A 12,762-nucleotide genomic window follows, 5' to 3' on the forward strand; every position below is an offset into this window, starting at 1 on the left:
GCACAACAAGAGCGGTGCGAAGGTCAGGACCTGACGCGACCGGTGCAGGTCCCGATCTATGCCGACCCCACGCCCTCTCGCGGGCGTCCTCGCCGCCGGATCCGCAGCTTGGTGAATAGGTGGTGGCGCCGCCACCGATCACCTCGTCGCTGCGGGGCAACTGACCCAAACCGGGGCAACCGCATGAAGGCGTACAGCCTATGCGGCTCGGCCTCTCAGGCCCCTGATGCGACGAAATGTGCCTGTCGTGGGCGAAGGTTCGGCCATTCTGAGGGGATTTGCGCGCAGGACCCGCCGCCGCCCATTGTCCATCCGCCGCGCGTGATCCCTGCGCGCGAAGTTGCGCCGCTATATCCATCACGTCGCGGTGGAACTTTGCGGGCCGCCATGGCACAACACTGCAAGCGAAGAAGGAATAACATGAAAAAGATCGGTTTTCTCTCCTTTGGTCATTGGTCTGCGGAACAAGGATCGCAGACGCGGACGGCGCAGGACGTTCTGCTGCAATCCATCGAGCTTGCCGTCGCCGCCGAAGAGCTGGGCGCGGACGGGGCCTATTTCCGCGTCCATCACTTCGCTCGCCAGCTTGGCTCGCCCTTTCCGCTGCTCGCGGCGGTGGGGGCCCGCACCAGCAGGATCGAGATCGGCACCGCCGTGATCGACATGCGCTATGAAAACCCGCTCTACATGGCCGAGGATGCGGGTGCGGCGGATCTGATCTCGCAGGGAAGGCTGCAGCTTGGGATCAGCCGCGGCTCGCCCGAGCAGGTGATCGATGGCTGGCGGCATTTCGGCTATCAGCCCGCCGAAGGCGAGACCGATGCCGATATGGCCCGCCGCCATGCCGAGGTCTTTCTGAACGTCATCCAGGGTCACGGCTTTGCCAAGCCCAATCCGCGCCCGATGTTTCCCAATCCGCCGGGCCTCCTGCGGCTCGAACCGCATTCGCCGGGCCTGCGCGACCGGATCTGGTGGGGCGCCTCCTCGAATGCGACTGCGCAATGGGCGGCGACCTTGGGCATGAACCTGCAAAGCTCGACGCTGAAGGACGACGAGAACGGCAAGCCCTTCCATGTCCAGCAAGCCGAGCAGATCCGCGCCTATCGCGAGACCTGGGCCGAGGTCGGGCATGAGCGCGCGCCCCGCGTCTCGGTCAGCCGCTCGATCTTCCCGCTGCTCGACGATCGTGACCGGATGTATTTCGGGCGCGGCGGCAAGGAGAGCGACCAGATCGGCATGATCGACCAGACCCGCGCGATCTTCGGGCGCGGCTATGCCGCCGAACCCGACCGCCTGATCGAGGAATTGCGCGGGGATGAGGGCATTGCCGAGGCCGACACCCTGCTGCTGACGATCCCGAACCAATTGGGCGTCGACTACAATATCCATGTTCTGGAGGGCATCCTCAAACATGTCGCGCCCGCCTTGGGCTGGCGCTGATCGCGGGCGTCCGGCCCTCTTGAGGGCGAAGGCGAGTGGCACGCCCTTCGGAAATCCGGCAGCACCGTGACCGTCGCGCGGACCGATGCCGCGACATGGCTCACGGCGCAAGATCCATCTGGGGAGGATGAGAAAACGCTGGAGGTTCAGCCCGTGGAGATCACAGGAAGCCACTCGGCGCAGCGCCGGTGTCCCCTGACCTGCTCAAACAGATCCGGGCGCAGGAGCAGATCGGCAGCGTCACCGCCGACGGTGCCCAGGACACCCGCAAATGCCACGATGCCAGCGCTGACCGCGGCGCCCACGCTGTCGTTGCATCCCGCAAGAACGCGAAACCGTGGAAGACGGTCCCCGCCGGCGCGGTCGCACGAAACGAAGCACAGTGGGCATCAATATACCTCGGTCGTGCCCTCTGGCGACGATAGAGCGGATACCGCCGCCGAAGCCGCGTCGAGATATGAGGAGGATCAGAAAACGATCCGGCGGATCGTTTTCCCGACGACTGGACGCACTGTATGAAACTGCTGCGGCAGCGTCTCATGGCACAGGACCTGGACCGACTGGTCGCCGCGCTTCAAGTCCGTATCGCCGTTCTGAACGGATACACTGCGCGCGGAATCCCTGTAACGGAGGCCGTGGGAGAGGTCCGATCTGGGGAAGGGCAACGCCCGCCATCAGCTCTTTTGTTCAACAAAGTCCCTTGAATGTCTGCTTCCCGGTTTCCGGTCGGAGGATGAGGCGGAATACCCTCGCAATCTTGCAGATCAAAGGCCACCCTGGATCACTTCGGGCAGACCCGAGGAATGCGCCACCGATCCGAAGGTCGGCGTTCGTGCTTCGATGTTGGCGGCCCCTGCCCTGCCGTTGGTTGCTGTCCCCACCACATGTGCGTTTCGACAAACCATGCCAGGAAAGCGGGGGCGAAAAGTTCAGACAAAGCCGCCGCAGCCCTTTGCCCGATAGCGCGAACCGTCGGACCTGATATGGATTGGCTCGCCCCTCAGTTCATCGTCGGCCCAAATGCCACGGCTGACGGACTCGCGTCGCAGCTTCCGACCAGCTTGCGATCCTGTTCGAGCAGTTGAAACGGATGGCGACCCGCTCTCGGATCAGCGGCCCAGCCACAGGCAAAGGGTCTCAATCAACTCGCAGGCTTGCATTCTTCGGCGCGGGTCGCCGGATCTTGCGGCGCAGGTCGAAGACATATCCGACCAGTTCGGCGACGGCGGGCCAATCGGCCTCGGGAATGGCCTCATCCACTTTGGCGACGGCATAGAGGGCGCGGGCCACGGCGACGCTTTCGATCACCGGCACCTCATGGGCATGGGCAATCGCCCTGATCCGCGCCGCCGTCAGATCAGCACCTTTGGCAACGCATATCGGCGCGGGATCCACCCCTCGTTCATATCTGAGCGCGACCGCGTAATGCGTGGGATTCGTGACGACGAGCGTGGCGGTCGGCACGGCTTGGGACATGCGGCTCCTCGCGCGGTCGCGGCGGATCTGCTGACGTTTGGATCTGATATGCGGATCGCCTTCGCTGTCCTTATGCTCGTCACGAACCTCCTTGCGCGACATTTTCTGCTTCTTGATATACGAGAACCGCTTCCAGCTCAGGTCCGCCAGCATCACCGGGACCATCAGCGCGCAGATCCAGATCAGCATCTGCTTTGCCTGCCCGCCGATCACGGCGAAAAGACGCTCGGGCAGGATTTCCGCGCCGGGCAGCATGCCCGATATCAGCTGCCAAGCCAGCCAGAGCGTCACGGACATGACCACGACCAGCTTGACGAGGTTCTTTCCGAATTCGACGAGATTCTGCGCTCCGACGAGTCTCGCGGCCCCTTGCAGAGGGTTCAGCTTGGAAAATTTGGGATTGATCCGTTCGCGCGAGACGACGAAGGAACCCTGAGCCAGACCGCCGATAAGGGCTGCGAGCAGAAAGACCGACAAGGCCTTGACGGTAAACACAACTGTCGCGATCAGAACTGCCGTCAGCGGGGTCAGCAGATCACCTGCCCCGTTGATCTCGGCCGATATGACAGCGCCCGGCGCGGCCGAGATCGTCTGGGCAAGCTGTGCCAGCAAGGCCGGGAGTTCAAAGCGCGCAACCAGACCGATCAGCACCAGAAGGGCACAGAAGGACAGCAGCGTTCCCGCCTCTTTGGTGATCGCGACATCGCCTTTTCGGCGCGCCTTGCGCAGTTTCTGCTCGGTCGGCGCTTCGGTTTGGGATTCGTCGTTCTTTTCCGACATCAGCGTCTCAGGGCCAGAAGCCAGTCGGACAGGTCCATGAGCACAATATGCAGGATGCTCGACGCCGCGAGTGCAAGAATGGCCAGCCCGGCCAGGGTGATCGCGGGACCCGCGACGAAAAACACCTGCATCGTCGGCATGACCCGGTTCGCCAGGCCAAGCGCCAGGTTCAACAGGATGGCAAAGGCGATGAGCGGCGCGCCCACCATCGCGGCGAGATAGAATGCCGCCGCCCCCAGCCGCGCCATCTGGCTGACAAGATCGCCCAGGATGAGCTGCCCGACCGGGATCAAGCCATAGCTGCGCAAGACCGCCGTGAGCATGAGATGATGGGTATTGGTCAGGAAGATCAGGGCAATCATCGCCACATGAAGCAGGGCAGCAAGGGTGTTCGCGCCCTCGAAATTGGCATCGGGCGGCGCGAAGGCGTTGGAAAGGCCCGTGGCAAAGCCGGCGATGCCGCCAAGAAGATGCAGGGAAATCACGAAGAGCCGGACGCCCATGCCCAGAAAGACTCCGACCAGCGCCTCGAGCGCGCAAAGCGCCGCAAAGGGCGCTGCCGCAACGGGAATCGCGGGCATCGGCAGGGCCGGAAGCAGGCACAGGGTCACCAGCACCGCAATCGCGATGCGCGCGCGCGCGGGAATGCGCATTTCGCCAAAACCCGGCATCACGATCAGGGCGGTGCCGATCCGCGCAAAGGCAAGAACGGCCATGTGGATGTTCAGGCCCAGCCAGTCAGTCAACATCGGCGCGCCTTGTCATTCCCCGATCTTGCCGATGGTGCGCAGCTTGGCTTTGCGGTGGATCTCGCCATGGGAAATGACCGGAGTGGACGGGCTGACACGCTCAAGCATCGAGCGGATGACCGGGCGGAAATCCGGGTTGACCAGAATCGCGGGCCATTGATCCTCGGCCGAGAATTTCTGAATCTCGACCCGCGCGGCCAGAACGAAATCCTGCACGCGTTTCGGGCTCATCAGGCAATTCGTCTCATCGCCCTGCACTTTGATCGCATTGGCGAATTCCCCCTCCCAGCCGCCGCCCAGCACGATGACGGGAAGAAAGCCGTCATCATGCTCCAGTGTCGCGCAGATCGAGGCAGACAATTTGCGGCGGACATGTTCGGTGATGACCCGGGGGCTTTTCGACACCACCGCGGCCTCGACCATCGCCTCGGCGATCAGCGGCAGATTGCGGATGGAAACGCGCTCGGCCAGAAGATTTTGCAAGACATGCTGCAGTAGGATCACCGGAGCGGGATTGGGAAGATCCCTGACCAGTTTCTGATAGTCGCGATCGAGCGTGTTCACCAGATCCTGCGCCGCCCGATACGACAGCAGGTCCGGCATGTGCTCTTTGATGATCTCGGTAAGATGGGTGACGATCACGCTTTCGGAATCGACGACCGTATGCCCCAGGGCCTCGGCCTCGGCGGCGCGCGTGCTGTCGATCCATAGCGCGCTCAGTCCGAAGGTCGGCTCCTTGACCCGGATCCCGGGAATGCCCGTCACCTGTTCGGCGGGATCTATCAGCAGTCGTGAGCCGGCGACGATGGTGCCGCTTGCGACCGCGACGCCCTGCACCGAGATGCGATAGGCCCCGGCGGCGAGATCCGAGGCATCGACGATCCGCACCGCCGGCAGGATAAAGCCGTAATCCTGCGCAAAGAGGTTGCGCAGGCTGCGGACCTTGCCCGGCAGCGCCGCATCCTCGCCATTGATCATCATGACGAGGCTCGCGCCCAGATCCAGCCGGATGATGTCGATGCGGATGGCTTCCTCGGGCTGAGTTGGGTCCTGCGCCTGCGCGGACTGACCTGCCTGCGTCGTCGCGGCCTTGGCCTCGGCGGCCTCGATCCGTCTTTGCGTCAGCAGCCCGATCGTCGCGATGCCGGCGGCGATCGGCCAAAACAGCAGCAAGGGAAAGCCGGGCATGACCCCCATGAAGGCTATCAGCGCCGCCGAGGCAAATAGCGCGCGCGGACTGGCGGCAAGCTGTTCGGTCAGGGCGGTGCTGGCGGTGCCCTCTCTCGCGCCCTTCGTGACGATCATGCCCGCCGCGACCGACACGATCAACGCCGGGATCTGGTTGACCAGCCCATCCCCGATGGTCAGGACGGTATAGGTCTGCGCGGCAGAGGCGAAATCCATGCCATGCCGCAAGGTGCCGATCAGCAGCCCGCCCAGAATATTGACGAAGGTGATGATGATCCCGGCGACCGCATCGCCCCGGACGAATTTCGCGGCACCGTCCATCGCGCCAAAAAAGCTGCTCTCGCCCTCGACCTCCTTGCGCCGCCGCCGGGCCTCGGCATCGTCGATGAGACCGGCCCCAAGATCGGCATCGATCGCCATCTGCTTTCCCGGCATGGCATCGAGCGAAAACCGCGCCGAGACTTCGGCGATCCGGGTCGAGCCCTTGGTGATCACGATGAAATTGATCGCCACCAGGATCGCAAAGACGATCGCCCCGATGACATAGTCGCCGCCGACGACGAAATAGGCGATCCCTTCGATCACATGGCCGGCCGCGCCGGTGCCATTTTGCCCTTCAGACAGGATCAGACGGGTCGAGGCGATGCCCAAGGACAGCCGCATCACCGTCACGACCAGCAACAATGAGGGGAATGAATCGAATTCCAGCGGCTTTTTCACCCAAAGCGCCACCATGAGCACGAGGATCGAAATGGCAAAGCTCAGCGCAAGACCGATGTCCAGGACCATAGCCGGCAGCGGAACGAAGAGAATCGCAAGGATCGTGCAGACGGCTGCGGCGAAGCCCAGATCGGAATGGCCCGAGAACGGGGAAAAGAGGTCGAGATAGCGGTTCAGCCGCGCGAATCCGGAATGTGTCGGTTTAGCTTTCTGCATGGCCATTGCGTCAGATGAATGCTCGGGGCCTAGTCGGCCCGGAGAAGAGACCGGATCGGCTCTTGTGAATAGATGGTGCGCGGCGCTTCGGCCTTGCTGCGATCGGCCGACCACCAGGGTCCGGCGACAGGCGCCTTGACAGGCTCGGCCCGGCGGCTGGGCTGGAAAGGCTGTTCCGGCAGGTCGAGGGTTTGGCGCCGAAACCCGTGGGTGCGGGCATAGCTGACCGTCCCGCCATCCGGGCGCGTGCTAGCTCCGAATGCCGATCTGGCCCGGGCCGCCAGCCCCTTCAGATCATCCGCCGCCGCCACGGCGAGATGCAGCTTGTCCCGAATGCCGGCCAGATAGCGGTTGTGATGCACGGGCGTCGTCGAATGATAATTGCCCGCAGCCTGAAGCCAGTCTCCACTCTGGGCATAGAGTTGCCTCAGGAATCGTGCCGCGTAATCAGCATTCTTCTGCGGATCGAATCCGGCCTCGAGATCCGCGAAAGCCTCGGGATGCCAGCGCAGATTGACCTGCATGCAGCCGATGTCGATCAGGTCTCTGCCCGCCGCCTGCTCGGCCCTGACGAAGCCGATCGCCTCGGCGCGATTGTCGAAGATCATCGTCCTGCCATGCGAATTCACGGACCAGGGCCAGATCGTCGTCCTGCCACCGACCGCGCGGCCGGCCTCCTGAAGCCCGATCGCCATCAAAAGGTTTTCGGGGATGGCATATCTTTGTTCTGCCGTGCGAATGGCAGCGACGCAGATGCCCTGATCCGCCCGGTCGAGGATGGCCGGTGCTGCGACAGGGCTGCCCGTGGCCGTTTCCGCGACGACCGGCGGGGGCGATGCAAAGAGGCGGGCGAAGCTGAAATCCTGCGCTTGTGCCATGGACGGGGCCAGCAAGAACGCAAGGATCAGACCGCGCCCCGCCACGGCTCAATATCCGCCCGCGACGATCAACTGGAAGATCTCGTCGGTGAGATCCTTCAACGTGCCATACATATGCGGCAGCGTGAGCCCCATGACCACGAGAATGGCCCCCACCTTGGGCACGAAGGTCAGCGTCATGTCCTGAACCGAGGTCAGTGCCTGAAACAGCGCAACGGCCAGACCGACCAGCAAGGCCGCGATCAGCACCGGAGCCGAGGCGACGACCACCGCCCATAATGTCGCGGTGACAAGCTGGTGAATGTCCGCGGCAGACATGTCAGACAGCCATCCGCAGGATTTCCTGATAGGCCTCGACAACCTTGTCGCGCACGGCCACCGTCACCTTCAGCGCGGATTCCATGGCCATGGTCGCCTCGACAACCTGCTGGATGGGCATGTCGCCGCGCAGACCCGCCACGGCGGCATGATTGCCGGCATGAACGGTCTCGACGGTGCTGGCCGCAGTCCGTTCGACCAGTTCGGCAAAGCTGGGACCGCTGGGCGCGGGCGCGGCGCCATCCCGAAGCGCCGGTGTCTGTTGCGCAATCTGATAGGCGCGGGCGGCCGCATTGACCGAAAGCGGTGAGATCGTCATCAGACCAGCAGTTCAATCAGTTGCGACCGCATTTTCCTGCCCGCGTCCAGCAGATTCAGGTTCGCTTCGAAAGAGCGCGACGCTTCGCGCATATTCGCCAGCTCGATCATCGGATTGACATTGGGCATTTTGACATTGCCCGCCGCATCCGCCGCCGGATGAGAGGGGGCATGGGTCACTTCGAAAGGCGAAGGATCCTCGGCGACATTCGAGACCTCGACAATCCGGGCGCCGCTGGCCTCGTCCAGAACCGTTTCAAAGGTGACGACCTTGCGACGAAACGGATCCTCGCCCGGACCAGAGCCGGTGCTTTCCGCATTGGCCATGTTCTCTGCCACGATGCGCATCCGCATGGACTGGGCGCGCATGGCCGATGCGGCGGTCCGGGTAATGGCCGTGATATCGTCCATTCATAATGTCCTATTTGCTCGAAACTGCGATGCCAATCAAATCATGGCCCTTGCGATAAAGCCTGGCCGCAAGCTGAAAGCTGGACGCTGCCTGATTGGACAGGACCATCTGCTCCTCCAGAACGACCTTGTTTCCATCGAAACTGCCACCCCAGCTATTCGTGGCGGCTGCAACCTCGGGGCTTTCTCGGGTCGGGTCATGCGCCGCGTCCAGAAAACTCTCAAAGGAGTGGACATCCCGCCCCACAAAACCGGGCGTATCCGCATTCGCGACATTTTCAGCGATGGTTTTTTGCCTTGCGCTGGCCCAATTCATCTTGGCGGCGGCAATGCTGAACCAATTTTCTCCAACCATCCGAGCGGGTCCAACTTCTTTTGCGAAAAATCTTTCTATAGAGATGAGTTAAAGTAGCCCCGATGGAAAAGAAACCCTCGCATGAAACGCAGGACGAGATTTTCGACACTTAGCGCACGGATCAGCCGGATGGTGGAAATCGAAATCCACGGCACGGTCCATTCGGTAAGCGGGCTCGAATTGACCGGAGAGGGCCTGGGCAACACGGCGGCGATCGGCGCGCAGGTGCTTGTCGCCGGGCGGATCCGCGGCGAAATCGTCGGGCTGGAGGGCAGCCGCTTTCGTGTCCTGCCTTACGGGACCTGGGAGGGCGTATCCGCAGGCGCGGATATCCGCTTGCTGGGCGAAGAGGCTTGCATCAGGCCCAGTCTTGAATGGCAAGGCCGGGTTCTCGATGCCTTTGCGGCTCCGATGGACCGGATGCCCCTGCCCGACGGCCCGAGCGACTACAGGTTGCGGGCATCGCCACCTGAGGCATTTGGGCGTCGCCGCGTCGGTCCGAAACTGGAAACCGGGGTGAAAGCGATTGACGTTTTCGTTCCCTTGTGCCGGGGCCAGCGCATGGGGATCTTTGCCGGATCAGGTGTCGGAAAATCCACCTTGATGGCCATGCTGGCCCGGCAGTCCGAGGTCGATATCGTCGTCATGGCCCTGGTCGGCGAGCGCGGCCGCGAGGTTCAGGATTTCATCGAGCGCGATCTTGGCAAGGACGGTCTGGCCCGGACCGTTCTTGTGGTCGCCACATCCGATCAGCCGCCTTTGACCCGAAGGCAGGCGGCATGGACCGCCACCGCGATCGCCGAATTCTTTCGCGATCAGGGCAAGCATGTTTTGTTGCTTATGGACAGCGTGACGCGCTTTGCCATGGCGCAGCGCGAAATCGGTCTCGCCGCAGGCGAGCCTCCGACCACCAAGGGCTATACACCGACCATCTTCAGTGAATTGCCGCGCATGCTGGAGCGATCGGGTCCGGGCAATTCCGCCAGGGGCCAGGGAGATATTTCGGCGATCTATACTGTTCTGGTCGAGGGCGACGACCTGTCCGAGCCGATCTCGGATTCGGTTCGCGGCATTCTTGACGGGCATATCATTCTGGATCGCAGGATTGCCGAAAAGGGCCGCTACCCGGCGATCGACCTGCAAAGATCCATTTCGCGCATGCTGCCGCATTGTCATATCCGGGCCGAGCGGGCGATCATGGCGGCCGCAAGACGCGGCATCGCGATCCATGCCGAGAATGAGGACCTGATCAAGGTCGGTGCCTATCGCCCGGGAACGGATCCGGAGTCCGATATGGCCGCGAGTTTTGCCCCCTTGGCCGAGCAATTCCTGTCCCAGAAGCTCGACCATCCGCAAAGCTCGGCAGAAAGCTTTGCCCAGCTTTACGGCATGCTGACCGAGGCGGGATATGCCATTGATCCGGCAGAGCTATCGGCGCAGTGATAGCGGGATCCAAACGCGCTCACCCTCATCCATCGGCGGTTGCGCGCTGTCTCACCGCGCGGCCATAGCCGATCAGGTTTCGCTCGTCGGTTTCTGCCGCTTCGCGCATGTTCGAATCGCGGCGCTGACGGTCCTCGAGGATCTCTTTCAGCCGATCGACCGATCCGAAATCGACGCGGGCGCGCAGAACCTCGCCGCGCTTGACCTCGACCACCTTCTGGACCTGGCTTTCTGCGGCCGCGGCCTGGCCGTCCTCGCGGTCGATACTTGCGAGAAAACCCGCCAGATACGGCATTGCTTCGGGCGTCGAGGCACGACAGCCTTCGGCCCTCGCCCGGTCGAGCGCCTCGCGCGTCTCTTTCAGGCGTTGCAGATCGTTCTGCAGTCGGACCAACTCGCCCGACCTCAGGCGCAGTTCGCGGTCCCGAAGTTCCGCCAGCCGCGCAAGGCTCTTGATCCGCGTCCTCATCGAAACTCTCCTGCCCCTGCCCCTGCCCCATAACTCTGCCCGTCAGGCGGCCATCTTGATCTCGCGTTCGACCGTGCTGAAATCGGGTCGAATGGCGGGCGGGATGTTGCCGCGTCCGATCTCGACGCAAAGGCTGGGTGGATAGCCCTTGATGATCGCCACGATGACATCACGGATCACGTGACCGACCGAAGCATCCTCTTCCTCGACCTGCGTGGCGCGCTGCGCAAGCGGCATGACGAAGCAATAGGCAAGGAAAACCCCGAGAAAGGTTCCCACCAAGGCGCCTCCGATCATCCCGCCCAGAATCTCGGGCGGCTGGTTGACCGAGGCCATGGTCTTGATGACGCCCAGCACCGCCGCGATGATCCCGATCGCCGGCAATCCATCGGCCAGCGTGTTCAATGCCTCGATCGGGGCATGGACATGCTTGTGATGGGCCTCGAGTTTGCGGTTGATGATTTCTTCGGTTTCCAATGGATCGTCAAATTCCATCGTCACCATCCGGAACGCGTCGACGATCAGCCCCTGCACATCTTTTGAGGCGCTGATCCGCGGATATTTGTTGAATATGCTCGAACGTTCGGGATTTTCGATATGTTCTTCAAGGCCCATCGCGCCGCCGCTTTTATAGGTGCGCGACAAATCATGCAAAAGCTTCAGCAGATCGCTATAGTCATTGGGCTTCCAATGGGGTCCACGAAATGCCATCCCCCCCGCCCTTAAAGTGCCTTTGATCACACCAAATGAATTGGCCATGATGAAGGCCCCGAGTGCCGCGCCCCCCACCATCATGCCTTCATAAGGCAAGGCATGCAGAATGACGGACATGCTGCCGCCGGAAAGAAAATAGCCCCCAAATACGAGACCGAACACCACAACCAACCCGAGCAAGATCATCATCTGAGAGGTTCCGAGTCTATTCGCACCGGCACAGTAGGTTGCGAAAAAAAATCTTTGAAGTCCTATTGCAGCAATTTGCGATAAATCTCTATGATCGTTGCTTATTTACAAAAGGAGCGGCTGATGTCGGCTGATGGGATTGTCCTTCTTCGCATTCCTCCCGATGCGCCGATCGATTGGCCATCCGACTGGCCGCGCAGGATCGGACTGATCGCGAAATTTGCCCGGCGAGAGCTCAGGACCCTGATGCCCTACCACGAAGGCGAGGATTTGAATCTTGCATTCGACCGCGCGCTCGAGGGGAAAGACCGGACCCAGGTCCATGTCGAGCCGCCCCATCCCGGCTGGCCCGAACTCGACGGCGACATCCTGCGCTTTGATGGGGCATTTCATCGCGTCCATGAAGCTGTTCGCGGCAGCGAGGCATTGCTCGAACATGCCCATGATTTCGAGATGAATTACGAATATGCCATGAGCGAGGGGTTGTCCGTGCGATTTCACGTCGACCGGCTCGCCCTGCACGAGGAAGCGCATGCGGCAGATAGTCCGATGCCGGACCCGCCTGCACCCGAAACGCGCCTCGCGGCGTCCCACCTGCCCCTTTCACTTGCATTGCGCGATGCCAGATTGGTTGCGGGGGTCCAAGCATCCTTGGGACCGGATCGCAGGATCGAACTGACCTTTCCCGGCGGCAGCGGGGAATGGGAGCCGGGGGTGGATCAGGTCTCTGTGCTGCCGGCGGGTGGGCTTGTCCTGAGCCTGCCGGGCGACCGCTCGGCGCCGGGCCGGATCCGTTTGCCCGAATCCGCAACCGATTTTCTTTTTGCCGATGCCGTGCGGGCCCCGCTGCGTGTGATCGCGACCGCGCAGAACATGACGATCGTCGCCCTGCCGCAGCAAGGCACGCCGACGCATCAGGACAGTTCGACTCCGCTTCGTTCCCGTCTGGGCAAGTGGTCCATTGCCGCGTTGGCTGTGGTCCTGCTGGCGGGGCTGATCGGGCTGATCATTCTAGAACCCTGGGCTTCCGAGCCTGATCCCGTCGCCGAGATGCGCCGCGAGCTTTTCGGCGCATCCCAGCCGCGCTAGCGACCGAGC

Annotated in this window: 13 protein-coding genes and 1 pseudogene; 4 read left to right on the forward strand and 10 right to left on the reverse strand. The window is 62.4% G+C overall.

Annotated features, from left to right (window positions below; translation table 11 throughout):
- Positions 1–420 precede the first annotated feature (420 nt).
- Positions 421–1,440: an LLM class flavin-dependent oxidoreductase gene (locus ESZ60_RS10865; protein ID WP_134680604.1), complete on the forward strand. Its 1,020-nt coding sequence runs from the start codon at positions 421–423 to the stop codon at positions 1,438–1,440.
- A gap of 21 nt (positions 1,441–1,461) precedes the next feature.
- Positions 1,462–2,144 (forward strand): annotated as a pseudogene (locus ESZ60_RS10870) (transposase); the annotation flags it as partial.
- A gap of 433 nt (positions 2,145–2,577) precedes the next feature.
- On the opposite strand, the gene ESZ60_RS10875 reads toward ESZ60_RS10870, so the two are convergent.
- Genes ESZ60_RS10875 through ESZ60_RS10910 form a run of 8 tightly spaced genes read right to left on the reverse strand, consistent with a single transcriptional unit; the run spans position 2,578 to position 8,849 of the window.
- A complete protein-coding gene (locus ESZ60_RS10875) occupies positions 2,578–3,696 on the reverse strand; it encodes an EscU/YscU/HrcU family type III secretion system export apparatus switch protein (RefSeq protein ID WP_134680605.1) in 1,119 nt (372 codons plus the stop codon).
- Complete coding sequence (locus ESZ60_RS10880; protein WP_134680606.1) at positions 3,696–4,445, reverse strand: flagellar biosynthetic protein FliR; 750 nt, start codon at positions 4,443–4,445, stop codon at positions 3,696–3,698. The genes ESZ60_RS10875 and ESZ60_RS10880 overlap by 1 nt, the downstream gene beginning before the upstream one ends.
- A 12-nt stretch (positions 4,446–4,457) precedes the next feature.
- Positions 4,458–6,569, reverse strand: a complete 2,112-nt coding sequence (flhA, locus tag ESZ60_RS10885) for a flagellar biosynthesis protein FlhA (protein WP_134680607.1) — start codon at positions 6,567–6,569, stop codon at positions 4,458–4,460.
- A 29-nt stretch (positions 6,570–6,598) separates the two neighbouring features.
- Complete coding sequence (locus ESZ60_RS10890) at positions 6,599–7,492, reverse strand: transglycosylase SLT domain-containing protein (protein WP_134680608.1); 894 nt, start codon at positions 7,490–7,492, stop codon at positions 6,599–6,601.
- Positions 7,493–7,495: 3 nt separating this feature from the next.
- Positions 7,496–7,765 (reverse strand): flagellar biosynthetic protein FliQ, encoded by a 270-nt coding sequence (locus tag ESZ60_RS10895; RefSeq protein ID WP_134680609.1) that lies wholly within the window; start codon positions 7,763–7,765, stop codon positions 7,496–7,498.
- Between the two features lies 1 nt (position 7,766).
- Positions 7,767–8,084 carry a flagellar hook-basal body complex protein FliE gene (gene fliE / locus ESZ60_RS10900; protein WP_134680610.1) on the reverse strand — a complete coding sequence of 106 codons (318 nt, stop codon included), beginning with the start codon at positions 8,082–8,084 and terminating at the stop codon, positions 7,767–7,769.
- Positions 8,084–8,494, reverse strand: a complete 411-nt coding sequence (flgC, locus tag ESZ60_RS10905; protein ID WP_134680611.1) for a flagellar basal body rod protein FlgC — start codon at positions 8,492–8,494, stop codon at positions 8,084–8,086. The genes fliE and flgC overlap by 1 nt, the downstream gene beginning before the upstream one ends.
- A gap of 10 nt (positions 8,495–8,504) precedes the next feature.
- Positions 8,505–8,849: a flagellar basal body rod protein FlgB gene (locus ESZ60_RS10910; protein ID WP_134680612.1), complete on the reverse strand. Its 345-nt coding sequence runs from the start codon at positions 8,847–8,849 to the stop codon at positions 8,505–8,507.
- An 81-nt stretch (positions 8,850–8,930) separates the two neighbouring features.
- Between ESZ60_RS10910 and ESZ60_RS10915 the strand changes: the two genes are divergently transcribed.
- On the forward strand, positions 8,931–10,292 hold the full coding sequence (locus ESZ60_RS10915; protein WP_134680613.1) for a FliI/YscN family ATPase: 1,362 nt from the start codon (positions 8,931–8,933) through the stop codon (positions 10,290–10,292).
- Positions 10,293–10,317: 25 nt separating this feature from the next.
- Here ESZ60_RS10915 and ESZ60_RS10920 read toward each other — a convergent pair whose 3' ends face one another.
- Positions 10,318–10,761 carry a flagellar FliJ family protein gene (locus ESZ60_RS10920; protein WP_134680614.1) on the reverse strand — a complete coding sequence of 148 codons (444 nt, stop codon included), beginning with the start codon at positions 10,759–10,761 and terminating at the stop codon, positions 10,318–10,320.
- Positions 10,762–10,803: 42 nt separating this feature from the next.
- On the reverse strand, positions 10,804–11,664 hold the full coding sequence (gene motA, locus ESZ60_RS10925) for a flagellar motor stator protein MotA (RefSeq protein WP_134680615.1): 861 nt from the start codon (positions 11,662–11,664) through the stop codon (positions 10,804–10,806).
- Between the two features lie 246 nt (positions 11,665–11,910).
- On the opposite strand from motA, the gene ESZ60_RS10930 reads away from it, so the two are divergent.
- A complete protein-coding gene (locus ESZ60_RS10930; RefSeq protein WP_134680616.1) occupies positions 11,911–12,753 on the forward strand; it encodes a hypothetical protein in 843 nt (280 codons plus the stop codon).
- The last annotated feature ends 9 nt before the right edge of the window (positions 12,754–12,762 follow it).

Source organism: Paracoccus ravus (assembly GCF_004522175.1).
In the GTDB taxonomy this organism is placed as follows: Bacteria; Pseudomonadota; Alphaproteobacteria; order Rhodobacterales; family Rhodobacteraceae; genus Paracoccus; species Paracoccus ravus.

Bases quoted from the DNA above. Each gene is read 5' to 3' on its own strand.
- ESZ60_RS10865 (WP_134680604.1), top strand. From the start codon at position 421: ATGAAAAAGATCGGTTTTCTCTCCTTTGGTCATTGGTCTGCGGAACAA.
- ESZ60_RS10875 (WP_134680605.1), bottom strand. From the start codon at position 3,696: ATGTCGGAAAAGAACGACGAATCCCAAACCGAAGCGCCGACCGAGCAG.
- ESZ60_RS10880 (WP_134680606.1), bottom strand. From the start codon at position 4,445: ATGTTGACTGACTGGCTGGGCCTGAACATCCACATGGCCGTTCTTGCC.
- flhA (WP_134680607.1), bottom strand. From the start codon at position 6,569: ATGCAGAAAGCTAAACCGACACATTCCGGATTCGCGCGGCTGAACCGC.
- ESZ60_RS10895 (WP_134680609.1), bottom strand. From the start codon at position 7,765: ATGTCTGCCGCGGACATTCACCAGCTTGTCACCGCGACATTATGGGCG.
- fliE (WP_134680610.1), bottom strand. From the start codon at position 8,084: ATGACGATCTCACCGCTTTCGGTCAATGCGGCCGCCCGCGCCTATCAG.
- flgC (WP_134680611.1), bottom strand. From the start codon at position 8,494: ATGGACGATATCACGGCCATTACCCGGACCGCCGCATCGGCCATGCGC.
- ESZ60_RS10910 (WP_134680612.1), bottom strand. From the start codon at position 8,849: ATGGTTGGAGAAAATTGGTTCAGCATTGCCGCCGCCAAGATGAATTGG.
- ESZ60_RS10915 (WP_134680613.1), top strand. From the start codon at position 8,931: ATGAAACGCAGGACGAGATTTTCGACACTTAGCGCACGGATCAGCCGG.
- ESZ60_RS10920 (WP_134680614.1), bottom strand. From the start codon at position 10,761: ATGAGGACGCGGATCAAGAGCCTTGCGCGGCTGGCGGAACTTCGGGAC.
- motA (WP_134680615.1), bottom strand. From the start codon at position 11,664: ATGATGATCTTGCTCGGGTTGGTTGTGGTGTTCGGTCTCGTATTTGGG.
- ESZ60_RS10930 (WP_134680616.1), top strand. From the start codon at position 11,911: ATGCCCTACCACGAAGGCGAGGATTTGAATCTTGCATTCGACCGCGCG.